This is a genomic window from Mycobacterium sp. NGS56 (genome assembly GCF_059812425.1).
The window spans coordinates 685,707-708,711 of record NZ_JCALCQ010000001.1; the positions used below are offsets into that span (position 1 = coordinate 685,707).

Below are 23,005 nucleotides of genomic sequence, written 5' to 3' on the forward strand. Positions count from 1 at the left end.
GGCTCAGCGTTTGCGGGTTGCCAAGAAGCGGGTCAGCGCCGCAACGACATTGATCACGGCGACCATGATGATCAGGGTCAGCGCGGCACCCCAAATCCGCAGGAAACCGGCGTGTTCGGGATTGGTGAGCTCGGTGTAGATCAGCAGCGGCAATGACGCCATGTTGCCGTGGAAGATGTCGAGGTTGATCGACCGGCTGTAGCCGACCAGCACCAGCACCGGCGCGGTTTCACCGATCACCCGCGCGATGGACAACAGGATTCCGGACACGATGCCGGGCATCGCGATCGGGAAGACGATCCGCACGATGGTCTTCCATTTCGACACACCAAGCGCGTAGCTGGCCTCACGCAGTTCATCGGGCACCAGCCTGAGCATCTCCTCGGCGGACCGCACCACCACGGGCAACATCAGCAAAACCAGGGCCAGCGACACCGCGAACGCGCTCTGCTGGAAGCCCAGGGTGGCGATCCAGAGGCTGAAGATGAACAGCGCCGCCACGATCGAGGGCACTCCGGCGAGCACGTCGACCATGAACGTCGTCAGCCGTACCAAGCGCCCGGATCCGTATTCCACGAGGAAGACGGCCGTCATCAAGCCCAGCGGTACGGCCAGGGCCGCGGCTACCCCGGCTTGTACCAGCGTGCCGTAGAGCGCGTGGTAGATGCCGCCGGCGAACTGCTCCGGCAGGATGCCGTGCAGCGAGTGGGTCCACCACTCCGACCGTGTGACTGCGTACCAGCCTCGTTCGACCACGATCCACAACACCCAGATCAGCGGCACCAGCGCAATGCAGAACGAAGCGAGGAAGCAGATCGTCGCGGCGTTGTTGGTGATCCGGCGCCGGAAGCTCAGCGGCCTGAACACGTCGGCCTTCACCGGCCGGTCCAGCGCTTCAACTGTCATGAGCGCCGCTCCTCCTCATCGCTTCGCTCTGCATCGTCGCCGCGCGGGTCATGAGCGCCGCTCCTCCTCATCGCTTCGCTCTGCATCGTCGCCGCGCGGGTCATGAGCGCCGCTCCTCGTAGCGGTTCATCCGTTGACCTTGTTGCCTGCGATCGCGCGCGCGAACGCGTTGACGACGAACGTCAAAACGAACAGCGCGAATCCCGCCGAGATGTATGCCCCGGTGGGCAGCGGCGCGCTGAACTCGGCGGCCGCCGACGCGATCTTTGAGGCGAACGTGTAGCCGCCGTCGAACAGCGACCAGTTACCCGGCTGGGCGGCCGAACGCAAGATGATCAGCACCGCCACGGTTTCGCCGAGCGCGCGACCCAACCCCAGCATCGAGGCCGCGATCACACCGCTGCGGCCAAACGGCAGCACGGTCATCCGCACCACCTCCCATTTGGTGGCGCCAAGCGCCTGCGCCGCCTCCATCTGGATGTGCGGGGTCTGGCGAAACACCTCCCGCGAGACCGACGTGATGATGGGCAGGATCATCACCGACAGCACGACGCCGGCGGTGAAAATGGTGCCGCCGCCGGCCAATGAGACATTGCCCTGCTTGAACAGGAACAACCAACCCAGGTGGCGGTTGAGGAACGCGGCCACCGGCTCGATCTGGGGTGCAAGCACAAAAATCCCCCACAGTCCGAAGATGATCGATGGCACCGCGGCCAGCAGGTCCACCACCGCACCGAAGGGCCGCGCCAGCCGCCTCGGGGCGTACTGGGTGAGGAACACGGCGATACCGACCGCGACAGGGACGGCCAGCACCAACGCGCTGAGCGAGCTGAGCACCGTGACCATGAGCAGGTCGCGGATACCGAATGCGAGCTTGTTCGGGTCGCTGGTGCTGAACTTCGAACTGGTGAAGAAGTTCGCGTGGTTGACGCGCAACGACGGGACCGCACGCAGCAACAGGAACACCGCGATCAACAGGATCGCGACCACAATCGTCGAACCGGCAGCGGCGGCCGTCAACTTGAACAGCCGATCAGCCCGCCGCCCCACGTGTTCACTCAGCGCTGTTAGAGCCGGCTTCTCCGTGGTCGACGGGCTGATTGCTGATCCTCCTGTCCCGACCACCTCAGGTTATGTGATGGCGTTGATGGAAGCGGACAACCTCGCCTTGAACGAGTCAGGGATAGGGATGTAGCCGTTGTCGGCAAGGCCGTTTTGCCCGGCGCCGACCGTGCTCTGAAGGAACGCCTTCACCGCCGTACCGATCTGCGCGTCGGGATACTTCGAGCAGACGATCTCGTAGGTGGCCAACACGATCGGGTAGGAACCGGCCTGGGTCGGCTTGTAGAAGGAAAGCGTGTCCAGCACCAGGTCGTTGCCCTGGCCTGCGATCTTGGCGCCAGCAATCGTCTTGCCCACCGAGTCGGCGCTGATCGCCACCGGGACCGGGCCGGCCGAGGTGACGACCTTGGCCATGTTCAATTTCTGCGCTTGGGCAAACGACCATTCGTTGTAGGTGATCGACCCCTCGGTCGCCTTGATCGCCGCCGAGGTGCCGTCGTTGCCCTTTGCTCCCTCGCCGACACCGCCCTTGAATGTCTTGCCGGCGCCTTTGCCCCACGCACCGTCGGAGGCGGCATCGAGATACTTTTGGAAATTGTCGGTGGTACCGGATTCATCGTTGCGGAACACGACGTGAATCGGTTCGGCGGGCAGCGTGACACCGGGGTTGAGCGCCTGAATGGCGGGGTCGTTCCACGTCGTGATCGCGCCGTTGAAGATTTTGGCGGCCGTGGCGCCATCCAGACTCAGCGAATTGAGGCCCGCAACGTTGTAGGTGATGGCGATCGGGCCGAAAACCACCGGGAGATTCAACGCCGGTGAACCGCAACGTTCCTGTGCCGCGGCGTATTCGTTTGGCGCCAGCGGCGAATCCGAACCACCGAAATCTGTTTGTTTACCGTTGAATTCGCTGATTCCCGCGCCCGACCCGTTGGCGGTGTAGTTCAGCGTCTGGCCGGGACAGGCCTGTTCGAACGCGTTGACAAACCGGGTCATCGCGTTGGCCTGAGCCGTCGAGCCGCTGGCTTTGAGCGCTTTGCTGCCACCGCAGCTCACGTTGCCAGACGAGGAGCCACTCGTTGCGCTCGCGCCACTTCCGTTGTTGTTATCGCTTCCGCACGCCGACAACACCAGCGCACCGGCGCCCAGCACGCTCAACACGGCGCCAAATCGGTTCAGTTTCAATTCGCTTCCTTAAGGTAGGGATCTGCCTGTCGGTAGCCGCTGCGCCCGACCAGCCCGTTTCGCAGCCACGAAGCTAACAGTAACAAGATGAACGTCGAGCAAATTGGTGAACGATCACCGCTGAACGCATTGGCACCGCGCGGCCACGTGGGCATGAGCAGTACCCGCCCGTGTTCTAGCGCCGTGCGACAGCAAAGAAAGTTGCGTGGATTAGTTCGCGACGATGTCGCCGCGAACTGGTTCTCACGTCACGGCGTTGATGGACTGCGCCTGGCGCGACTTGAATGATGCAGGCACCGGGACGTATCCGTTGCCCGCCCCCAAGCCGTTCTGCCCGGCGCCGACCGTGCTCTGCAGGAACGCCTTTACCGCCGCACCGACCTGGGCATGCCGGCGCGGCGGCTGTCATACGACGTCAGCGACAAAAGTAGAACGTGTTCCAGAAATGCCCGATCCGAGCCGCCGCGGCTTGCTACCGTGTCGGCTGACACCGAAACGAAGAGAGGCTGCCAATGATCCTTGACAGGTTCCGTCTCGACGACAAAGTCGCCGTCATCACCGGTGCAGGCCGCGGCCTCGGGGCGGCGATCGCGCTGGCTTTCGCCGAGGCGGGCGCGGATGTTCTCATCGCCTCCCGCACGCAGTCCCAACTAGACGCCGTCGCCGAGCAGGTCCGCGCGGTCGGTAGGCGGGCCCACGTCGTGGCGGCCGACCTGGCGCATCCCGAGTCCACCGCGGAGCTGGCCGGCAAGGCCCTCGAGGAATTCGGGAAACTAGACATCGTCGTCAACAACGTCGGCGGGACCATGCCCAACACGCTGCTGACCACCTCTACGAAGGATCTCAAAGACGCCTTCACATTCAATGTCGCCACGGCCCACGCGCTGACGCTGGCCGCGGTGCCGTTGATGCTGGAACACTCCGGCGGAGGCAGCATCATCAACATCACCTCGACCATGGGCCGGCTGGCCGGGCGCGGTTTTGCCGCGTACGGCACCGCCAAGGCCGCGCTGTCGCACTACACCCGGCTGACCGCCCTGGACTTGTGCCCGCGCGTTCGCGTCAACGCGATCGCGCCGGGCTCGATCCTGACCTCCGCCCTGGACGTGGTTGCCTCCAACGACGAGCTGCGTGCGCCAATGGAGAAGGCCACACCGATGCGCCGCCTCGGCGATCCCGTCGACATCGCGGCCGCCGCAGTCTATTTGGCGTCTCCCGCCGGCAGCTTCCTGACCGGCAAGACGCTCGAGGTCGACGGCGGCCTCACCTTCCCCAACCTCGACATCCCCATCCCCGACCTGTGACCCCCGACCGCTAAGGAGCTAGTCATGCCCATTCCCGTCGTTCAATTGGGCACAGGCAACGTCGGTATCCACGCTCTGCGGGCGCTCATCACCAATCCCGAGTTCGACCTGAAGGGCGTCTGGGTATCCTCAGACGCCAAGGCCGGCAAGGACGCGGCAGAGCTTGCGGGGCTGAGGGAGTCGACCGGCGTGCTCGCCAGCACGGACCTGGATGCGGTGCTCGCCACCGGACCGCAATGTGCGGTGTACAACGCGCTGGCCGACAACCGGCTGCCCGAGGCGCTCGAGGACTACAAGCGCGTCTTGGCGGCGGGAATCAATATCGTCGGCAGCGGCCCGGTCTTCTTGCAGTATCCGTGGCAGGTCATCCCGGAGGAGCTCATCAAGCCTTTGGAAGATGCAGCGCGCGAAGGGAAGTCGAGCCTCTACGTCAACGGTATCGATCCCGGGTTCGCGAACGATCTGTTGCCGCTGGCGCTGGCAGGCACCTGCCAAAGCATTCAGCAGATTCGCTGCATGGAGATCGTCGACTACGCCACCTATGACAGCGCCACGGTCATGTTCGATGTCATGGGGTTTGGCAACCCGCTGGACGAGATTCCCATGCTGTTGCAGCCCGGCGTTCTCAGCCTGGCGTGGGGGTCGGTGATCCGCCAAATCGCTGCGGGGCTTGGTATTTCGCTCGACGAGGTCACCCAGGACTACGTTCGCATACCCGCCCCGGAGGACTTCGACATCGCCGCGGGTCACATCGCCAAGGGCACCGCCGCGGCGCTGCGCTTCGAGGTGTTCGGCATGGTCGACGGCGACCCCGTCGTCGTCCTCGAACACGTCACCCGGCTGCGCGAGGACCTGTGCCCCGAGTGGCCACAGCCCGCCCAAGAGGGCGGCTCCTACCGCATCGAGATCGCCGGCGAACCGTCATACGCCATGGATATCTGTTTGAGCAGCCGCAACGGCGATCACAACCACGCCGGCCTGGTAGCCACCGCGATGCGCGTAGTCAACGCGATCCCCGCGGTGGTGGCCGCCCGGCCGGGGATCGTGACGACCCTGGACCTGCCGTTGGTCACCGGGAAGGGGCTGTACCTGCCGCGCTGAGGATCGAAGGAGGGAAACGCCGGAGCCGATGACGGTCGCGCAGGATATTCGGCTAACCTCACTTTATTATTCGGCGCCAGGAATTGAGGTCGGCAGGTTGGGGCAGCGCACCCAGGGCTCCCTGAAGGGCAACTGGTATTTGCTCGGGCCCGCGTTCGTCGCCGCGATCGCCTACGTTGACCCGGGAAACGTCGCCGCCAACGTCAGCGCCGGTTCGCAGTACGGCTACCTGTTGCTGTGGGTCATCGTGGCGGCCAACGTGCTGGCTGGGCTGGTGCAGTACTTGTCGGCGAAGCTGGGACTGGTCACGGGGCGCTCCCTGCCCGGCACGATCGGCAAGAGGATGGGCCGCCCGGCGCGGTTGGTGTACTGGGCTCAGGCCGAACTCGTGGCCATCGCAACCGATGCGGCCGAAGTCGTCGGTGGGGCCATCGCCCTGCACATTCTCTTCGATTTGCCGCTGCTGGCCGGCGGGCTGATCACCGGCCTGGTGGCCTTGCTGTTGCTGGGGATTCAGGACCGGCGCGGACAGATCATTTTCGAGCGGGTCATCACCGGCCTGTTGCTCGTCATCGCGATCGGGTTCGCGGCGAGCTTCTTCGTCAAGACGGCCCCGCCGGAGGAGATGCTCGGCGGGCTGGTGCCCCGGTTCAGCGGCACCGAAAGCGTACTGCTGGCGGCCGCCATCCTGGGTGCGACCGTGATGCCGCACGCGGTCTACATGCATTCGGGCCTGGTCCTGGACCGGCACGGGCATCCCGCCGAAGGTTCACATCGGCGCCTGCTGCTGCGCATCACCCGATGGGATGTCGTGCTGGCGATGACGGTGGCCGGCACGGTCAACGCAGCGATGCTGGTCATCGCCGCGGTCAACCTGCAACACCGCGACCTGAGCGCCTCTATTGAGGGCGCCTACTCCGCAATTCACCACACACTGGGCGCCACCATCGCTGTGTTGTTTGCGATCGGGTTGCTCGCGTCGGGCCTGGCGTCGTCGTCGGTGGGCGCCTACGCCGGCGCCATGATCATGCAGGGATTGCTGCACCGCTCGATTCCCATAGTGGTGCGCCGGTTGATCACGCTGGTGCCCGCCCTGGTGATTTTGGCGGTGGGATTCGATCCGACCCGCGCGTTGGTGTTGTCGCAGGTGGTGTTGTCGTTCGGCATTCCTTTTGCGGTACTGCCTTTGATCAAGCTGACCAGCGATCGCGAGTTGATGGGCGGCGACGTCAATCACCGCATCACGACGGTTCTCGGCTGGGCCGTCGGCGTATTGATTAGTCTGCTTAACATGGTGCTCGTCTGGCTGACGGTGACCGGCTGAATGCCGGCCCGCCGGCACCTCTACTTCGCATACGGGTCGAACCTATGCGTTCGTCAGATGACGCAACGCTGTCCCGATGCCGCGCAGCCGCGACCGGCGGTGCTGACCGATCACGACTGGCTGATCAATCAGCGCGGCGTGGCGACCGTCGAACCGCTCGCCGGTAACCAGGTGTACGGGGTGGTTTGGCAAATCTCCGATGGTGACTTGGCGACATTGGACAGCGCCGAGGGGGTGCCGGTCCGCTACCGGCGCGACGAGATGACCGTGCACACCGACGACGGACCGGCGTCGGCCTGGGTCTACATCGACCACCGGGTGACGCCCGGCCCGCCCCGGCCCGGCTACCTGCCCAAGATCATCGACGGCGCCACCCAGCACGGGTTGCCGCAACGCTGGGTCGACTTCTTACGCCGCTGGGATCCCGCTGGATGGCCCAGCCCGAAATCGCCGTCGGCATGCGGGCCTGGGCCACAGTCGCTTTCGGCATTGCTGAGCGAGCCCGGGGTAACCGAAATCAGCAAAATACATTCGCGTTTCGGCTTTTTCGCGATCCACGGCGGGGGCCTGGAAGAGATGACCGATGTGATTGCCGAGCGCGCCGCAGAGGCCGCCGGTGCGTCGGTGTATGTGGTGCGCCATCCGGATCGCTACCCGCACCACCTGCCGTCTGCCCTGTTCGACCCGGCCGAGTCGGCGCGGCTCGCCGAGTTCCTCGATCATGTCGACGTGGCGGTGTCGCTGCATGGGTATGGGCGTGATGGTCGCAGTACCCAGCTATTGGCGGGCGGCCGCAACAGAGCTTTGGCAGCTCATCTGACGCGGCATATCCAGCTGACCGGCTATCAGGTGATCGCCGACCTCGACGACATCCCGCCGGAGTTGCGGGGCCTGCACCCGCGCAACCCGGTGAACCGGGTGCGGGACGGCGGAACCCAGCTGGAGCTTTCGGCGCGGGTCCGGGGGATCAGCCCCCGCAGTCCGCTGCCGGGTGATGACGGTTTGTCGTCGGTCACCGGCGCCCTGATCCAGGGGTTGGCCGCAGCAGCACGTAGTTGGTCGATGTCGAATCGTTGAACGGAGATTGTTGGTGGCCAAGGATTTTCGCTTCGGAATGAGCATGCGGTTTTACAAATCGCGCGAGGCGCTGCTCGACAAGGCCAAGCGCGCCGAGGACGCCGGCTTCGACATTCTCTGTGTGCCCGACCATTTGGGCGCCGCGGCACCGTTCCCGACGCTGACCGCGGTCGCGATGGTCACCACGACGCTGCGGCTGAGCATGTATGTGCTCAATTCCGCGTTCTACAAGCCGGCCCTGCTCAGCCGGGACATGCAAGCCCTGGATCTACTCAGCAATGGCCGCCTGGAGATCGGGCTCGGCACCGGGTACGTTCGGGAAGAGTTCGAAGCCGCGGAGATTCCGTATCCCAGCGCCGGCGCACGGGTCGACTATCTCGAGCACATGACGAAGTACCTGAAAGATCATCACCCGTCGACGCCACTCATCATCGCCGGGAATGGCGACCGTGTGCTGACCATCGCAGCCCGCAATGCCGACATCATCGGGCTGACCGGCTCCAAGGTGCGCGACGTCGAGGACCCGTTCGCCGAACGCGTCGAGTTCGTCCGCAATGCGGCCGGAGAACGGTTCAACTCACTCGAGCTGAACCTGGCGATCACGGCGATGCCACGCGTCGGCGAGACCGAGCCCGACCTCAAGCTCACGCGCGCTTACTCACCCAACCTGTCCGATGAGGAGATCCTGTCTCAGCCCTCGGTACTCAGCGGCTCCCCCCGCGAGATGGCCGACACGTTGTCGGCGTACCGCGAAAAGTACGGTGTGTCGTCATTCACCGTGCAGGACAACAACATCGACAACTTCGCCAAGGTGATCGCCGAACTGCGCTGACCGCCGCGGGGGTTACCCGCCAGCCTGCCGGTAAGCTCAGGCCCGTCCGCCCTCGTAGCTCAGGGGATAGAGCACGGCTCTCCTAAAGCCGGTGTCGCAGGTTCGAATCCTGCCGGGGGCACAGGTCAAACATGGTACTTAGTCCGCCTTAGCAAGCCAATCCATCGTTTATTCATCGTTTATGGTCCGGTCCAGCATGTCCGCAACCGCAGTATGTACGCGACCACGCGCCATGTAGCGGTCCTGAGTCATCGAGATCCGGGTGTGCCCGAGATGGTCGGCGCCAATCCGAGCCGACAGGCCCGCGTCGTCGATTAGCGTTGCCACTGTCTTGCGGAAGCTATGGGAGGTCGCATCCGGGACGCCGAGTTCGTCGCGCACCGCTCGCCACCGAGCGCGGAAGTTGTCCGGATCGCGCCATCTGCCGGCGGTCGACGGAAATACCATCGTCTGCTGATCGAGATACGGTAGCGCGCGACGCGTGGAAAGCACCGTTACCGCGAACCCGGGCAGCGGTAACGTACGGCGGCCGGCGGCCGTCTTCGTCTCGTCCAACCGAATGAGCCCTTTGCCGGCGGCCCGGATTACCTTGCCAGTGACGGTCAGCGAGGCCGCTGATTCATCGAAGTCGCTCCATTCCAGGCCCAGCAGTTCAGAGATCCGTAATCCAGTAGCGATGAAAAGGGTGATCGGGTCGACAAGATCGTGCCGCTGACATGCTTCCGACGCGCGCAGTTGGCCTAGCAGCCCACGTAATTCGTCGGCCGTCAGCGCCGCGGCGCCCTTGGGGCGCGACTTCGATCGCATCGGCGACACGTCGCGAACAGGGTTGGCGGCGATCACGTTAGCCATGACCGCTAGATGCAGACCGCCTTTGAGGATCGTCTTGGACTGCACAGCTAACACGTCACCGTGGGCGCGCCGCATGGAGCGGATAGCGGCGTCCAAGCGCGCCGGCGTAGCCTCCCCAATGCGAACCCCGGCAATGATTTTTGCCAATAGCTTCGCGCAGTATCGGTATGTGTCGATGGTTCGAACAGCGCGACCGTCTTCCTCGAGGCGGTCGATGTGCTGGTCGACAAGCGCCGTGATCCGGGTGTCGAGGGTGATTTCGCTGTCGCCAGCCGCCCGACGCTGTACCAACGCCTCGATGAGCGCGTCCTCGGCGAGCTTGCCGTGCGCGTCATGTTCATCGGATGGTCCGCGGCGCTCAACGATGCGCGTTACGCCGTCTGAGTCACGAAACCGGGTGCGCGCCAACCAGACTCCCCCGCCGAGATACTTGCGGGTGATCTTCCCGTGCGCACCGATTCGCAACGGCGGCCTACCCGCCATCTTCATCCTTCAGTTGCGAGAGTTGCTTCGTAACCCAGTCGAGCTGACTTTGCAATTGCATGGCGTATTGCGGATCACTATGGGCCGGCCTGCTGTCGAGATCGCCGAGTAGCCGGGCGCGGATGGCCGGGCTCTTGAGTGCGCCCTCCGCGATCCTGAATTCGCAGCCGCCGCTGACCCGACTGACCAGGAGAGTTACTCGCTCGGTTGCGTTGGCGGATCGTCGTCTATCCGTCCGATCGGTTTATAAATGACCCCGCCTTCGTACTGCTCGCATTCGCGGATTGCATCCGGTTCGGCCGAGAATGATTTGTGCGCAGCGTCGTTGCGGAACGGCTGCGCAACGAGTTGGCCGTTATCAATCTCAACTGCCGCCGACAGAAATGTGGTTGATTCCGCACCAAGTAGCAGTTCTTGGTTGCCGACGTGCAGTACCAGCCGGCGTAGCCGGAGAAATTGGTAGTAGAGAGCGGTATCGACCTCTGTCCCTGGCCCGGCTGGTTGCTGGTCGGCAGCCGGACCTAAAATTATCTCTCTCCAGTTAAAAACCACCGTCTGCCCACTGATCAGAGCCGACGCCTCGGCAGCGGCCTCCACATCTTCAACTCGTACCCTTGTCAGATCAGGGATTAAAATCGGCGTCGCGGTGACAGTTTGGATGTTCGCGAGCGCGCGTAGATAATCCATAAGCGCATCTGGGAACACCTCGTCGGTGGGTGGGATCTCAGCGTATGTAACGAATTGCCCATATCTTGAGGCAATTTCGAGGACGTTCGGCGCTCGGAGTTCCTGCATGAATTCGATGCTTGGAAGAGCTGCGACGACCTCGGTGCCGACAAGTTTTTTCGCTCGAAATCCCAAGTGCCGATTCGTGTTTCGCGATCACTGACCATTTCGAAGTCTAAAAACTCCGTGTGGTCAGATCCGTGCCCGCTGTTGCCAGCGGCGCCTTCGGACAAAGTGATCGAGAACGGAAGCGGCTCACCCGTGGTCCCGTCAGGTCTACGGATCCGGAATCGAGCGTCCTGAGCCTCCCCGATCGGCCCAATCAGAACTTCGGCAACATCACCGGTCATCGCGTCGCCCAACCCACCCGGGAGGTCAGCCGCCGTGACCTCTGCTGGTGCGGTTAGCGCCTTGCCATACTTGCGCCACATGTCGAACGCCTGACGGTCGAAAGTGGCGTGATCTGTGAGGATTTTAAAGTTGACCGTGATCGGCCGCTCATTCAGTGCCTCCGCGAATCGTTGGTAGACACGGACGGTAACTGTTTGTCCATCTTCCCACGACACCTGCGTAGCGGCGACAAGATCGGGCTCGGCGACGATCGCAGACGCGACATGCTCAAGGCTGATGTCGTAGCGGTAGTGCGGGTCGGTGTCGAGCACCGTCTGTAGCGTCCGAAGGTGATCCATCATCTCGGCGGGGGTCCTCAGCGCCACCGTGCCGGCGTCGGAAGACTCAGAGAGTTCATTTGCGGTCCTCGCCAGCGACGCAACATCTTTGACCGCGTCTCGGATCGTGTGATCGGCACCGTTGATGTAATAGTCGATCACAAAGCGGTGCTCAGCGGCGAGGTTGTCGCAGTAGATGGCCCCTTTCCACGCAATCTCGCGACCATCTGCGTTGCGCCACTCGTTGATTCGCTGCTTCTCCTCCTCAGTCAACGCAAGTTTGGTGTCGGCGAACATCTCGGCCATCACCTCATCGGGCATGCCGTTGAACCAGGCCAGGTAGTTATGCCTCGTCGGGTCCAGGGGCATCATCAGGTACCAGCCCTCGGCCGGGATGCGGTGACGACCCACGCCGACGAGGAACCGCCGGAAGGAATCCTTGATCTGACGCTTCTCGCTGTCTTCCAGGTTTTCCGCGAATTTCTTTATCTGGTACACATCGAACGGCTCACCCGAGGGATTTAAGGGAACGAGGACGTCAATCCCGAGGTCGCCTTGGGATTGCCTGATGCGGACCGCATTGGGGTGGTCGTGGTAGAGCAAATTCGAAAGCACGGTTTCGGCCAGATCACCGCCGATAACGGTCCACGCAACTGGGGGCATGCTGTGACATTCTTCCTTCCAGTGCCACGTCAAGGTGCGTCAGTGGCTGTTGCCTAAGTACGAATCTTTGAGGGATGACCCCGAGTGAACGCGAGTCACCAGATGACGACTTCGGCGTTGTCGCCTCCGTAGCAGCGGGTTGAAATCTTCGTCGACCCGTCGCTGAAATATGCCGGAAACCTACCGACGCAAGTCATCTCGTAGCCGTCGCCAGTGACGGGCGAGTAGGCGAAGACGGTGGTGGACATGCCTGAGGCGTAGAAGCTTTGACGCACGCTGGAGGCGAATTCGCAGCTAGTATGGCCGCCGACAACGCCTTCATGCCCATCTGGGCAGATGGTGAAGACGTCGGTGCCGCGGGCGGGCGGAGGTGCACCGCCATCATCATGGCGAGGAGCAGGCGGGGATGCTTCCACCGGGACGGTTGGCGGGGGTGCCGCGGTGACCGTCACTGTGGCCGGCGGCGGCGGTCCCGCGGTCGGTACCGGCGCGATCGCGGTAGGAGCCTTAGCGTCCGGGGCGCGCATCGGTCGGTTCTGGTCAGAGAGGTAGAACGCAAGCCAGATCGAAAGACCAATAACGACAGCGACTGCCGCGGCGCCGAGGACGATGATGCTGGCACGTTCAGCAGCAGCTCCCCACGAGGTCCCAGCAGCGTTGTCATTCTCGTCGTCGGACCAAGCCAGCTCGAGCCCGGCGTCGGCCACCGGCGGCACGATCTCGGTCTCATCCGCGCAGGGGCCGACGGCCGTCTCGTCACGGTCACCGACAGCCGCTGTCGGCGGCTGCTGCTCACCGTGTTGGGCGCCGGTGCTCATAGGATCACTGCGGCGGCGGCGCTGGCGGCCCGTCCCAACTCCCCGGGGTGCCAGCGGGTACTTGCATGCCCATCCAGTTGCACGGCGTCCAAGTTCGCGCCGCGAACAGTGCGCACTGCTGTTCTGGCGTCAAAGGTCCCGGGCCCGCGCACGGCGGCGTCCCAGCCGTGCCGCATACGGGGTCGGCGGAAGCGGTAGGCATGCCGGCAAAGGCGCCGGCGCCGACCATCAACGCGATGGCTACGGAAAATGCGGTGATGAATAGTCGTATGCGATTCATGGCCGGACTCACATCTGTTAAACGCTGCTTCTGGATTTGGTGACGTGCCCGTTCCGTCGATGGGAGCGTAAACGCTCGCATGCTTACTCACATCGGGATTTGTGAAAATTCCCGCTTGCCTGCGCGATGAGCGCAACGCGCTCACCAAGCAGCGCATCCGCCGCGGCTACCGCCCGCAGCGGCCCGCCCCGCTCCCGAGCCGTCCGGCAAAGGGGTGGGATGAACCTAATCACGGGCAACTGGGGTAGGTCGACATCGCGGTCGACACGAATATCGTGGCTGTAAAATAATTCCACCCCGACTGTGCCACGATCTTCTGAATCACATCGTCCTGTGTCGCGCCCTTTTGCAACATGGCGCACACCCTGTGGGCCTCGTGGGCCAGTACTACTGGGTCGGTCACCCTCGCCCCGTTGTATGTCAGGTTGGCGATGAATTCCCGGTCGTACCACGCGACCATCTCCGGTGAGATCCCGACATCAGGTAGCGGTGGTGTTTGCACCGTCGATGGTGACGCCTGCACAGTGGTCGGAGGCGGGGCAGGGGCCAGGGCGCTGGTCGGTGCAGCTGCTGGTGGCGCAGCGGAGTTGGTGGTCGGCATCGGGCTCGAAGCCGGTGCCGGTGCCGGATGTGAACCGCTTTGTCCGGACCGCGGCCACGCCCAGTGCCCAAACCAAACCGCTGCCCCGACAACGATGCCCGCCAGCGCAAGGATGGCAGCCGTGACCCACGTCTTACGCCACGTCTGCGGATCGCGATCTATCGGTTCGGTTTCGTCTGACCACGCCTCAACCGTCGCAGGTTCAGGCGTCGGCGGTGACATCAAGGTGTCTTGTGTCGCAGCCGTTCCCGCTTCGGTCGGCGCACAGGTCGGTACGCCGGTAGTCTCCGGCTCCGGTTCAGAATGGGACGGCGGCGGGGCGGGCGGAATCGGCTCGCTCATGTTTGCAGTGTTTCAACTGTATTCGCCATAGATACCGCGATCGTCCCCGGCGAGCACTTGCGCGTGCTGCACGTAACCAAGCGGCGGAACAACATGCCCCCCAAACTCTCTCCGTTGGTGAAGTCCGCATTTGGTGAAGTAGCCCGCTTCGTTCGATGGGAGCGTAAACGCTCCCGCAATTTGTCGGTCCGGGAATTGTGAAAATTCCGGTTACATCACTGATCATCTGTTAGCGTGCCCGTCAGCTACGGGTCGGGACCGTAGTTCACAGTGGGTTAATCACCACAGGGGAAGCAATGTCTTGGTTTGGGATGATCGTGCTCTGCGCGCTGTGCGGTGGTATCGGCTGCGCGATCAACCAATCCAAGAATCGCAGCGGCGGCGAGGGGTTCCTGCTCGGTGTGCTGCTGGGGGTCATCGGCATCATCATCGTGTTGTGTTTGCCGAAGTCGCCTTCGGCCGAGATGCCACGGTGGCCTTCGGCGTTGCCGCCGCCAGGGTGGTATCAAGACCCGGCAGATCCCGTCCAATACCGGTATTGGGATGGTCGGCGGTGGGCTGACCAGCCGCAGGTGCCGCCGATGCCCCCAGGGTATCGGCCTAGTCGGCTAGCGGACGACGGTTTCTAGTGCCATGACTGCGCCAGGCTGGTATCCGCACCCCAACGGTGACAAATTGAGAGAGTCGTACTGGGATGGCAAGCGGTGGACGACTACTCGGCCATATTCGCAGGAGCAGACTGTGCAGCCGGGTGCGGCCGCAGCGGGTTGGTATCCAAGCAGCCAAGTTCCCGGATCGTGGCAGTACTGGGATGGCCGGCGTTGGACAGGCCACCCCGTTCAGGCCGATGCCCGCACGCAAGGAACTAACCTTAAGCCCCTGCTCTTCGCGATACTGGCGGTGCTCACGGTCATCGCGATTCTGCTGGTCAGTACTAAGCCATGGGAGAGTCAAGGGTATAAGCACTGCGTGGCCGAACAGAAGGCCCAAGCGGGCGGAAGCTCAAACGTCAACTCAAGGCTTGAGAGTGCTATCGAAGAGTACTGTCACCGCAACTACGACTAGCAGCCGCAATTGACAACCCAGTAGTACTTCTACCTAGCCAACGATCTTTGGATTGAACTAGTCAAGCGATTTGCTTTGGCAGGTAGTCGCCGTAGATGCCGCGCGCATCGCCGGCCAGGAACAACCGGTTTTGTTCATCGGCCCGGGCTGCGATCGCGGCGAGCTCGGCCGCCCGGGCGGCGCGCTTGGCGGCACGCGCATCAAGACGCCGATCCAGCCAGCCGACCGATTTCCACAGCACGATGAGCAGCACGATGCCCGCGGCCGCGACCGCGATCCACACCGCGTACTTGACGACCGTGAAGATCACCAGCACCAGCAGAAGCAAGCCCCCATAGCGCATGTCAGTAGCCGCTGCCGGGCGCCGCGCGGTAGCAGCGGTAACCACTCAGGCCGCACATGACCGGGTGGCCGCCGGCGACAAGCGGCAAGACAACGATTAATAGGGATCTCATCGCGCCATCACCTTCCGCCTGTGGGTGAGACGGTTGTAGCACCACCATCCGACACCCGATCCATCGTTTATTCATCGCTTATGACCCGTAACCGCCGATAACCTTCGATAACCAGCGACTAGGGTCCGCGCAAGAATCAGCTGGACCGCAACAACAATCGCGGCGCTACGGCAAACGTTGAGATTGCTCGTCTGGTAAAGCCGGTGTCGCAGGTTCGAATCCTGCCGGGGGCACCAGTTCAGGGCATGTTTTCAGGGTCTCGGGCTATATCCGGGCTATAGTCCACGACTTGGCAGGAGCGCGGCGTCGTGCCGCCCGATCACGCCCATCGTTTAGGTTGCATAGACGTGCAGGTCTTATCGCGCCCAGGCTATAGGGGAGGTTGTCGTGGATAGGGTTACGAAGGGACTTCTGAAGACCTACGTGGACAATGCTGGGCTTGGGAAGCTTGGGGAGAGTCAGCAATTCGAGCGTTTTGTTACGCATATAGCGTTGTCCAAGTTATACGGTGGCAGTTTCTCGGCCGACGATTTCTGCGTCGGCGATGGCGTGCAAGGCGTTGACGCGGTGGCGCTATCGGTCAACGGCAGCCTGGTAGAGGAATTTTCCGAGGTTGAAGAGATTCTTTCGGAAACCGACTCCATCCGGGCAGACTTAATCTTCATTCAGGCCAAGACCTCTCCGAAATTCGAGCTCGGCGACTTGAGCGTATTCGCGGATACCGCTATTTCACTTGTTACAAGTGACCATTCCGACGTGCTGCCGGAATTCTCCGAAATGGTCAATATGTTGTGGGAGCACTCGGATAGATTTGTTGAGAATCCGGTAGTTCGACTTTACTACGTCACGACGGGCAGGTGGGAATCCCCGGACCCTCTGCAGAAAAAGATTAGCCAGACTAAGAGTAGTCTATTGGACTCTAACCTCATATCTAGAGTCGATTTTCACACCTGGGGTGCCACAGAAGTACAGACGAATTGGAGGGCAATCGACCGAGGGTTGAAGAAGACAATCCTCTTCGAGAGTAAGACCACACTTCCTGAAATGCCACAGGTAGAGCAGGCATTCCTCGGGATTCTTCCCGCAGATCAGTTGCTCGAACTTGTCACTGACGAAGAAGGCGAGATCCGCAAGGCGTTGTTCTACGACAACGTGCGCGATTTCCAGGGAGATGTTGATGTCAACGCAGATATTCGAAAAACACTCAGGTCGAGCGATCGGAAACGCTTCTGCGTGCTGAACAATGGCGTGACGGTTGTTGCGAGGGCTCTCAAGACAACTGGGGACCGATTCACACTAGAGGACTATCAGGTAGTGAACGGCTGTCAAACGAGCCATGTTCTGTACGCCGAGAGGGAGTTTTCAAAAGGTGTTCATGTGCCTTTTCGCCTAATCGTAACAGCCGATGATGAAGTGGCGAAGTCAATCACGACTGCCACAAACCAACAAACGCAGGTTAGTAAGGAGAACCTTCTCGCACTACTTGACGAGCAGAAAGCGATCGAGCAGTACTTCAATGCCTATAGAGCCGACGAAGGTCACCGCATCTACTATGAGCGTAGGTCCAAGCAGTGGGCAGGCTCGCAACAAGTTCGTGGCGCTTGGCGAGTCATAACGCTTCGAAACCTTCTACAGTCATTCGCGTCCATGTATCTGAAGGTTCCCCACACCGCTGCTCGATATTATGGCGACCTTCGTGATCGAGCCAAGAGTGAAGTATTCATCGCTGCCAACCACCCGGCGTACTTCTACTCGGCTGCATATGCATATTGCAAACTCGATCAATTCTTCCGCAACGAGCAAATCGACCGGAGGTTCAAACCGGCACGTTATCACCTGCTTGCGGGCGTTCGGACCGCATTCACCGGATCGCAGCAGGCAGATAAGGTTGAAAGGACGGAAGCTAAAGCTGAACGAGCACTTGCGTCATTCAACAGATTCCTGTGGGACGACAAGAAGTACCTAAAAGCACTTCTCGATGTTGGGGAGGTCGTTGATGAATTGGCCGACGGCGACATTACCCGAGACTTTGGTCGAAACAGGGAGCAGACGGAGGCGTTGCTCGCCGAAGTTCTCGACAGGGTAAAGCCCACGTAGTTTCGACTTTGAGGTGCCGCCGAGGTGGACGCGTCGGGCTGGTGCTGCCCGGCCTGCCAGGTGACCGCCGCCCCGATCGATACGGTGGAGACCGTGCCAAGGCGCAAGCAGGTCTACAAGATCACCTATCCCAACGGGAAGATTTACGTGGGCATGGACCTCATTGGCGTGCCTTCCTACTTCGGGAGCCCCAGTGTCAAAGCCAAAGAACGTATAGCCGCCGATCTGGCGGAGCATCGCCTCGACCTGACCGCCCGCAAGGAGATTCTCTGGGAATCAGAGACCGCGACCGACGCGGAGGCCCGCGCAATGGAGATCAAACTGATTCGGGAGACTGGGGCGAACAATCCTGCGATCGGCTATAACCTCACTCCACGATGGTCCGGTAGCTGACGGAATAGCGTTCCCCGCTTTGCCTAAGTCGCGGACTACTCGACGCCCCGGCTCTCCCACTGGCCGAACGTCTCGCCTTCCGACGAAATCCACTCTCGACGGCCATTGCAGGACCGCCCGAGTGCGATTGCACCGGCAGTAGACGGGGAGGGGAAGACGATGTTGCGGGTCACGCGGCCGGTCCCGGCTTCGACGGCTATGGCACCGTTGGCGACCAGTTGTTCATGCTGGGCTCGGTAGGAGGCGTAAGCCTTCCTAGTGCTTCGCGCTTTGCCGACCCCATGCCAGGCGGCGACCACGAACGAACCGGCCAGCATGGTGAACTCCCCGTCGATCTGCTGCGCCTGAGCATCGACGCCCAGCTTGCGGTGGCTGAGCCGAAAGATCGGTGATGTGGTCACCTCGACGGGCGTGGGAGTCGGGAACGCCGCTGGCTGCGGAACCCGAATGGCGTTGACGCCCAGCACCGGCAGGACGATTTGCAGTTGGGACACGAAATAGTCCATATCCGACTTATCCGCCTCCGGCAATGCCGGGGTAGTAGGCGCAGTGCCGTTGTCGAGGGTGACCCTGCCAGCCCGAGTCGCCAAGCTGATTAACTTCGATTCCAGGTAACGGACGTGGGCTTTGGTGAGGTTGGCATCTTTCGACGTGATGACGACCAGCCGATCCCAGAAGTCCCTGTCACGCTGGTGATAGCGCAGCCGGTCGGCCACTATGTCGGCCTCACCGATGTAGCAGCGGGTGTTGCCGACGGCTTCCTCGTCGTCACCTAACAACAAATACGCTCCGGTGCGTTGGGCCTCGTCACGTTTGAGGAGGTCCGCCAGGTCCGACCGGCCAGCCGACAACACATGGCCGGTCCAGTTGGTGATCTCTGCCGTAGTTAGCCCGCCCGGTGTGCCGTCGATCAGAAACAGCTTGATCTGCTTCCCGCTCATATCGACAACGCGCCTCCCTACGGACGGGAATCATGACAGCCCGCCAAGAGTCTGTCAGTTGCTAGATCAGGCCGTTGGAATACCAGTTTGATGGTTAGCCAGCCACGCTCTAACCGCCGACGCGGCGACGCATCCACTCTGGCGGCGGCGGCAAAGTGCCCTCGCGGGCGCGGCGCGCCACGTCCAACGGCGAGACGAAATGAACCTGCTGCCCAAGCGAATGGACCAGAACGTCATGCGCGACGACCACCGCCGCCAGCGCGTCGGGCTGGTGCTGCCCGGCCTGCCACGTCACCGCCGCCGCCTCCATGCCCGGCAGATGACCGGCGATCCGGCAGGTGCCGGTCTCAAGGCCCTGAAGCAACGCCGACGACCGGGCCACCGCGTCACCGTGACCGCGACCGGAGCCTTTCGGTGGCCACGTGCTGACCTTCACCGGCCTGTCCAGCTTGGCGCGGCGCATCGCATCATGGACGACCCGCCGGTATGTCTCCCGCGCGGCGAAGCCTTCCACCGCTATCTCGCTCGCACCGACGTCCACCGCCAGATCGACTGCGGCCCTGGCCCATTGGTCCGATGTCATAGGCGCGGACACGTCGGCGATGATCGCCACGACGCCCTCGGCGGTGATCGACGCCGCCACAATGCCGCAGGAGTCACCGGAGCCGCTGTCGGCGGGGTCTACGCCCACCACAGTGCGAACGGGCGCGAGCGGTGCGCTGGGCAGCCGCCACGTGTCGAACCAATCTCGCTTCACCAGCCCGCCCTCCGGCGCGGCGGGGACGCCCGCGTACAGCGCGTACCAGGCCCGCTCACCGGAGGTGCGGCGGGCGGCGGCGAAGTGCTCAGCAGTGAAGCCCAGGGCGCTCGTCATCGCCACGCCGGGCGCGCGGCCCAGGGCATCGGGCACGCCAGCCTCCGCGACCGCCGGGATGTTCGTGTGGGTCCAAAGGTCCGGCTCGCTCTTGAGCAGTTCACCGGCCAAGTCTTCGGGATGCCAGCGCGTCATAACCAACAGCACGCTGCCGCCGGGGTGGACACGGGTTGCCAGGGTGGAGCGGTACTCGGTGATCACGCGCTTGCGGTGCGCGGCGCTATCCGCCTCCTGGGCGTCCTTCACCGGGTCGTCAATGATCAGCAGGTCCGCGCCGAAACCCGTTACGCCGGAGTTGATGCCGGTCGCCAGCAGCCCGCCCGCATGGCCATCGACGCGCCAGCGGCTCACCGCCGTCTTGTCTTGGGACAGCCGGAAGCCGAGGTAGTCGGCATGTTCGTTGATGAGCTGGCGCGCTTCCCTGGAGTGCGCCTGGGCCAGCTCATCGCTGTAGGAGACCAGGACGATTTGCATGTCGGGGTCGCGCATCAGCGCCCAGACCACGGTCCAGACGGCCAGCAGGCGGCTCTTGCCGGTGCGGGGCGGCGTGGTCACCACGTCGCGCTCGTCCGGCTCCGTAACCGACCGCACGGCGATGTCCGACAACATCCTGATCGTCGGCGTGACCACGAAGCGCGGGTCCAGCCGCCGGGCCAGCTCCGCCGGTGAATCGGGACGCTGCCGACCACGCGCCGCGCTGGCGGCGCGGGCGGCGGTCAGCGCGGCGATCGGATCGGTGGCGGTGATGGTGAACGTCATGCGGCCTTCCGTTGGTTGGGGTCGAACCCGGCCTCCGTGGCGGTCCACAGATCGGCCCGCCGCCACTGGTGGCCGCAGCCCGTGCAGCGGTACTCACACATCAGGCGCTTGCCGCCGTGCCAGGTGACGGCATCCGGCTCCGTCAAGGTGGCTGAGCGCACGCAGCCGTCCGCATGGTGACCCGCCGGATTGCAACGCGGGCAGTAGTCCGGCAACCAGAAGTCATGGAACACATCGACTTTCGGCGCGGTGTCCGTGGTGGTCATCAGGAACTCCTCGGGGTGTTGGGTTGTTGGTGCTCCGGCCCACCGCGCTCCCGAGGCCAAACGGGCGGGCGGGCCGGGTCAGGTTCACGCGGGCATGGACGCCTTCACGGCCAGCGGCGGTACCGACCGGCAGCCTGACCGGAGACCGGCCAACTGGACGCTGGTCAGCCCACCGCCGTCGGTGACGCCCAGCGCCGCCAGCACGTCTTCCTGGTGGACCTCTCCGTCCTTGTGGAGCTTCTTGGCCACCGCGACCACGGCGGGCCAGCACCGCTCCACCAGCGGCACCACGGCGGTGCCCAGGTGGATGCCGCCGGAGGCGATCAAGGCGCGTTCGTCCTTCCAGCCGCCGCGCGACAAGACGTTGAACACCTCCCGCTGGGTGGGGCGGCGACCGGCGCGAAAGCGGGCCTGAGACCACGGCCCGGCATACGCGATTTCGGAGTCGCGGCCATGCGGCATGTCGGTGACCGTGGTCAGGCCTTCGACGCCCATCACGCGGCTGTTCGACACGACGGCGTTGCGGATCGTGCCGCCCAGCGCCACCGCCGTCACGGCGTGCGCCGCTTCATGGATGGCCAACTCCAGGTGCCAACGCTCGCGCGGCGTGATGTCGGCCAGCGTCAGCGGCTTGCGCTTGGGTCCAGTCATGTCAGTCCTTCCTGATGGTGGTGATCATCTGAGCGGCGCGGAACATATCGCTGTTCGCCGCTCTCTCCGGTTGCCGGACCGACGCCGGAGGACGGTCGGTACATAACGCGGGCACCGCCCTCCTGGCGTCGATCCGTGTTCGCAGTGAGCGAAGTCGTTGGGTTGTCGTCGGTCATGGCGGGCGGCATCGCTGCCAGGTGCTTCGCCCGCAGCTTCTCCTGCTCCTTGCGCGCCCGCGCCAGCCACCGCGCCGTGCCGTCCTCCAGGTACGTGTCGATGCAGCTCTGGCAACGCCACCCGTGGACCGACCCCTTGAACATCAGGCATGGCCCGCCGCAGTCCCAGCACACCCAATAGGGAGGGCCGTCGGCGGCATCCTGGTCGGTGGCGGCGGTGGTGTCAGGCGCGGTGGCGACGGTCATGTCAGCACACCCGCTCCGGCCCGCGTGATGCTGAAGTCATCACGATCGTCACGGCGTCGGCTCCGGCGGCGTGATGGTCACGGCGGCGATGACGGCCTCGTAGCCCACCAGCACCGTCCGCTCAGCGATGGCGATAAAGCTGTTCTCCCGCTCGTCAATCGCGGTGCGGACCTGCATCTGGTCGCGCCATCCGTACGGCTGGCTGGTGGCCACGATCATGTCGTCGAGACCCTCCACGTAGCCGCCGCCGAAAATCCAGACGTTGCCCAGCGGCGTGGTCCAGCGGGTGCCGTTCTTCACCGCCAGGCCGAACTCCTGGCTGGCCCACTGAGCGCCAGCGTGGAAGTACGCGGTCGTGTTGGTCAGGGCCACCGCCCCCTCCAGGTAGCCGACGGCCTGCCGGAAGGTCGCCGCCGTCTGCGGCGCACCCAGGTCGGCGGCGTCGAGCTTCAGCCGGTCGGCGAAGGCGCGTTCGATCATCGGCTGCTCCTCCAGCCGGAACGTCTGCGCCGCGCGAGCCTGGACCTCCGCCCGTGACGGCTCCGTGAGGTCGCATTCGTCGTAGGCCCAGACGGTCACCGGCTCAAAGGGATCGAGGATGCCCTGGCGCTCGCCCGTCTTGAGGCTGCCCGGCGCGGGGTCACCGCACCACGGCGCGTCCCAGACACCGCTAGCCTGACCGCCGGGGTAATTGGTGCCGCGAACCTCCACGCCATGCAAATGGCGGTTCGGCTCATCGGCGGCGACCTCCGTCCAGAGGGTGGAGGCGTACAGGCCGAACGCGGTCGGGTTGACCGGCGGGGCATCGAAGTGGATCGGCAGCGGCGTCGTGTACGTGGTCGGCGTCGGCATGGTCAT

At 63.5% G+C, this 23,005-nt stretch carries 24 protein-coding genes, 1 tRNA gene and 1 pseudogene; 10 read left to right on the forward strand and 16 right to left on the reverse strand.

The genetic code is table 11. The annotated features are described in order from the left end of the window. Positions 1-3: 3 nt before the first annotated feature. The 4 genes and pseudogenes from pstA to AC5Y4F_RS03180 all read right to left on the reverse strand — a co-directional run. Positions 4-906, reverse strand: coding sequence for a phosphate ABC transporter permease PstA (gene pstA / locus AC5Y4F_RS03165; protein ID WP_067930150.1), 903 nt, complete (start codon positions 904-906; stop codon positions 4-6). Positions 907-1,032: 126 nt separating this feature from the next. Next, positions 1,033-2,007 (reverse strand): phosphate ABC transporter permease subunit PstC, encoded by a 975-nt coding sequence (gene pstC, locus AC5Y4F_RS03170; protein WP_156749898.1) that lies wholly within the window; start codon positions 2,005-2,007, stop codon positions 1,033-1,035. A gap of 30 nt (positions 2,008-2,037) precedes the next feature. Next, positions 2,038-3,153 carry a phosphate ABC transporter substrate-binding protein PstS gene (pstS, locus tag AC5Y4F_RS03175; RefSeq protein WP_067930154.1) on the reverse strand — a complete coding sequence of 372 codons (1,116 nt, stop codon included), beginning with the start codon at positions 3,151-3,153 and terminating at the stop codon, positions 2,038-2,040. Between the two features lie 243 nt (positions 3,154-3,396). Then, a pseudogene (locus AC5Y4F_RS03180) lies at positions 3,397-3,540 on the reverse strand (phosphate ABC transporter substrate-binding protein PstS); the annotation flags it as partial. A gap of 125 nt (positions 3,541-3,665) precedes the next feature. On the opposite strand from AC5Y4F_RS03180, the gene AC5Y4F_RS03185 reads away from it, so the two are divergent. The 6 genes from AC5Y4F_RS03185 (at position 3,666) to AC5Y4F_RS03210 (ending at position 8,912) form a co-directional block, all read left to right on the forward strand. Beyond that, positions 3,666-4,457 carry an SDR family oxidoreductase gene (locus AC5Y4F_RS03185; protein ID WP_067930156.1) on the forward strand — a complete coding sequence of 264 codons (792 nt, stop codon included), beginning with the start codon at positions 3,666-3,668 and terminating at the stop codon, positions 4,455-4,457. A 24-nt stretch (positions 4,458-4,481) separates the two neighbouring features. Further along, positions 4,482-5,558, forward strand: coding sequence for an NAD(P)H-dependent amine dehydrogenase family protein (locus tag AC5Y4F_RS03190; protein WP_067930158.1), 1,077 nt, complete (start codon positions 4,482-4,484; stop codon positions 5,556-5,558). Between the two features lie 28 nt (positions 5,559-5,586). Beyond that, complete coding sequence (locus AC5Y4F_RS03195; RefSeq protein WP_499995082.1) at positions 5,587-6,882, forward strand: Nramp family divalent metal transporter; 1,296 nt, start codon at positions 5,587-5,589, stop codon at positions 6,880-6,882. Next, positions 6,883-7,959 (forward strand): poly-gamma-glutamate hydrolase family protein, encoded by a 1,077-nt coding sequence (locus AC5Y4F_RS03200; protein WP_499995084.1) that lies wholly within the window; start codon positions 6,883-6,885, stop codon positions 7,957-7,959. 7 nt (positions 7,960-7,966) lie between these two features. Next, entirely contained in the window at positions 7,967-8,791 is an 825-nt protein-coding gene (locus AC5Y4F_RS03205) for an LLM class F420-dependent oxidoreductase (RefSeq protein WP_499995085.1), read from the forward strand. 48 nt (positions 8,792-8,839) lie between these two features. Then, positions 8,840-8,912, forward strand: a tRNA-Arg gene (locus AC5Y4F_RS03210). A gap of 47 nt (positions 8,913-8,959) precedes the next feature. On the opposite strand, the gene AC5Y4F_RS03215 is transcribed toward AC5Y4F_RS03210, so the two are convergent. The 5 genes from AC5Y4F_RS03215 to AC5Y4F_RS03235 form a co-directional block, all read right to left on the reverse strand. Further along, entirely contained in the window at positions 8,960-10,126 is a 1,167-nt protein-coding gene (locus tag AC5Y4F_RS03215) for a site-specific integrase (RefSeq protein WP_499995087.1), read from the reverse strand. Positions 10,127-10,321: 195 nt separating this feature from the next. Next, on the reverse strand, positions 10,322-10,813 hold the full coding sequence (locus AC5Y4F_RS03220) for a hypothetical protein (RefSeq protein WP_499995088.1): 492 nt from the start codon (positions 10,811-10,813) through the stop codon (positions 10,322-10,324). Further along, entirely contained in the window at positions 10,756-12,183 is a 1,428-nt protein-coding gene (locus tag AC5Y4F_RS03225; RefSeq protein ID WP_499995090.1) for a hypothetical protein, read from the reverse strand. The genes AC5Y4F_RS03220 and AC5Y4F_RS03225 overlap by 58 nt, the downstream gene beginning before the upstream one ends. 95 nt (positions 12,184-12,278) lie before the next feature. After that, on the reverse strand, positions 12,279-13,001 hold the full coding sequence (locus tag AC5Y4F_RS03230) for a hypothetical protein (protein ID WP_499995091.1): 723 nt from the start codon (positions 12,999-13,001) through the stop codon (positions 12,279-12,281). Between the two features lie 509 nt (positions 13,002-13,510). Then, positions 13,511-14,224 carry a DUF732 domain-containing protein gene (locus tag AC5Y4F_RS03235; RefSeq protein ID WP_499995093.1) on the reverse strand — a complete coding sequence of 238 codons (714 nt, stop codon included), beginning with the start codon at positions 14,222-14,224 and terminating at the stop codon, positions 13,511-13,513. A 296-nt stretch (positions 14,225-14,520) separates the two neighbouring features. Here AC5Y4F_RS03235 and AC5Y4F_RS03240 point away from each other — a divergent pair, with 296 nt between their 5' ends. Together AC5Y4F_RS03240 and AC5Y4F_RS03245 are read left to right on the forward strand one after the other, a co-directional pair. Beyond that, on the forward strand, positions 14,521-14,853 hold the full coding sequence (locus AC5Y4F_RS03240; protein WP_499995095.1) for a DUF2510 domain-containing protein: 333 nt from the start codon (positions 14,521-14,523) through the stop codon (positions 14,851-14,853). Between the two features lie 4 nt (positions 14,854-14,857). Beyond that, on the forward strand, positions 14,858-15,289 hold the full coding sequence (locus AC5Y4F_RS03245) for a DUF2510 domain-containing protein (protein ID WP_499995097.1): 432 nt from the start codon (positions 14,858-14,860) through the stop codon (positions 15,287-15,289). 61 nt (positions 15,290-15,350) lie between these two features. Here AC5Y4F_RS03245 and AC5Y4F_RS03250 read toward each other — a convergent pair whose 3' ends face one another. Beyond that, a complete protein-coding gene (locus AC5Y4F_RS03250) occupies positions 15,351-15,632 on the reverse strand; it encodes a hypothetical protein (protein ID WP_499995099.1) in 282 nt (93 codons plus the stop codon). Between the two features lie 499 nt (positions 15,633-16,131). Between AC5Y4F_RS03250 and AC5Y4F_RS03255 the strand changes: the two genes are divergently transcribed. Both AC5Y4F_RS03255 and AC5Y4F_RS03260 read left to right on the forward strand, forming a co-directional pair. Continuing rightward, the gene (locus AC5Y4F_RS03255) at positions 16,132-17,841 is read left to right on the forward strand and encodes an AIPR family protein (protein ID WP_499995101.1); all 1,710 of its coding nucleotides are present in this window, start codon (positions 16,132-16,134) and stop codon (positions 17,839-17,841) included. Between the two features lie 24 nt (positions 17,842-17,865). Then, entirely contained in the window at positions 17,866-18,234 is a 369-nt protein-coding gene (locus AC5Y4F_RS03260; RefSeq protein ID WP_499995103.1) for a GIY-YIG nuclease family protein, read from the forward strand. Positions 18,235-18,269: 35 nt separating this feature from the next. On the opposite strand, the gene AC5Y4F_RS03265 is transcribed toward AC5Y4F_RS03260, so the two are convergent. The 6 genes from AC5Y4F_RS03265 to AC5Y4F_RS03290 all read right to left on the reverse strand — a co-directional run bounded on the left by AC5Y4F_RS03265 (position 18,270) and on the right by AC5Y4F_RS03290 (position 23,005). Then, the gene (locus tag AC5Y4F_RS03265) at positions 18,270-19,175 is read right to left on the reverse strand and encodes a GIY-YIG nuclease family protein (RefSeq protein WP_499995104.1); all 906 of its coding nucleotides are present in this window, start codon (positions 19,173-19,175) and stop codon (positions 18,270-18,272) included. A 109-nt stretch (positions 19,176-19,284) separates the two neighbouring features. Beyond that, complete coding sequence (locus tag AC5Y4F_RS03270) at positions 19,285-20,808, reverse strand: terminase large subunit domain-containing protein (protein ID WP_499995106.1); 1,524 nt, start codon at positions 20,806-20,808, stop codon at positions 19,285-19,287. Beyond that, positions 20,805-21,074, reverse strand: coding sequence for a hypothetical protein (locus AC5Y4F_RS03275; protein ID WP_499995109.1), 270 nt, complete (start codon positions 21,072-21,074; stop codon positions 20,805-20,807). The genes AC5Y4F_RS03270 and AC5Y4F_RS03275 overlap by 4 nt, the downstream gene beginning before the upstream one ends. An 84-nt stretch (positions 21,075-21,158) precedes the next feature. Further along, entirely contained in the window at positions 21,159-21,725 is a 567-nt protein-coding gene (locus AC5Y4F_RS03280) for a hypothetical protein (protein ID WP_499995110.1), read from the reverse strand. Continuing rightward, complete coding sequence (locus tag AC5Y4F_RS03285) at positions 21,722-22,147, reverse strand: hypothetical protein (RefSeq protein WP_499995111.1); 426 nt, start codon at positions 22,145-22,147, stop codon at positions 21,722-21,724. The genes AC5Y4F_RS03280 and AC5Y4F_RS03285 overlap by 4 nt, the downstream gene beginning before the upstream one ends. Positions 22,148-22,195: 48 nt before the next feature. Next, the gene (locus tag AC5Y4F_RS03290; RefSeq protein ID WP_499995112.1) at positions 22,196-23,005 is read right to left on the reverse strand and encodes a hypothetical protein; all 810 of its coding nucleotides are present in this window, start codon (positions 23,003-23,005) and stop codon (positions 22,196-22,198) included.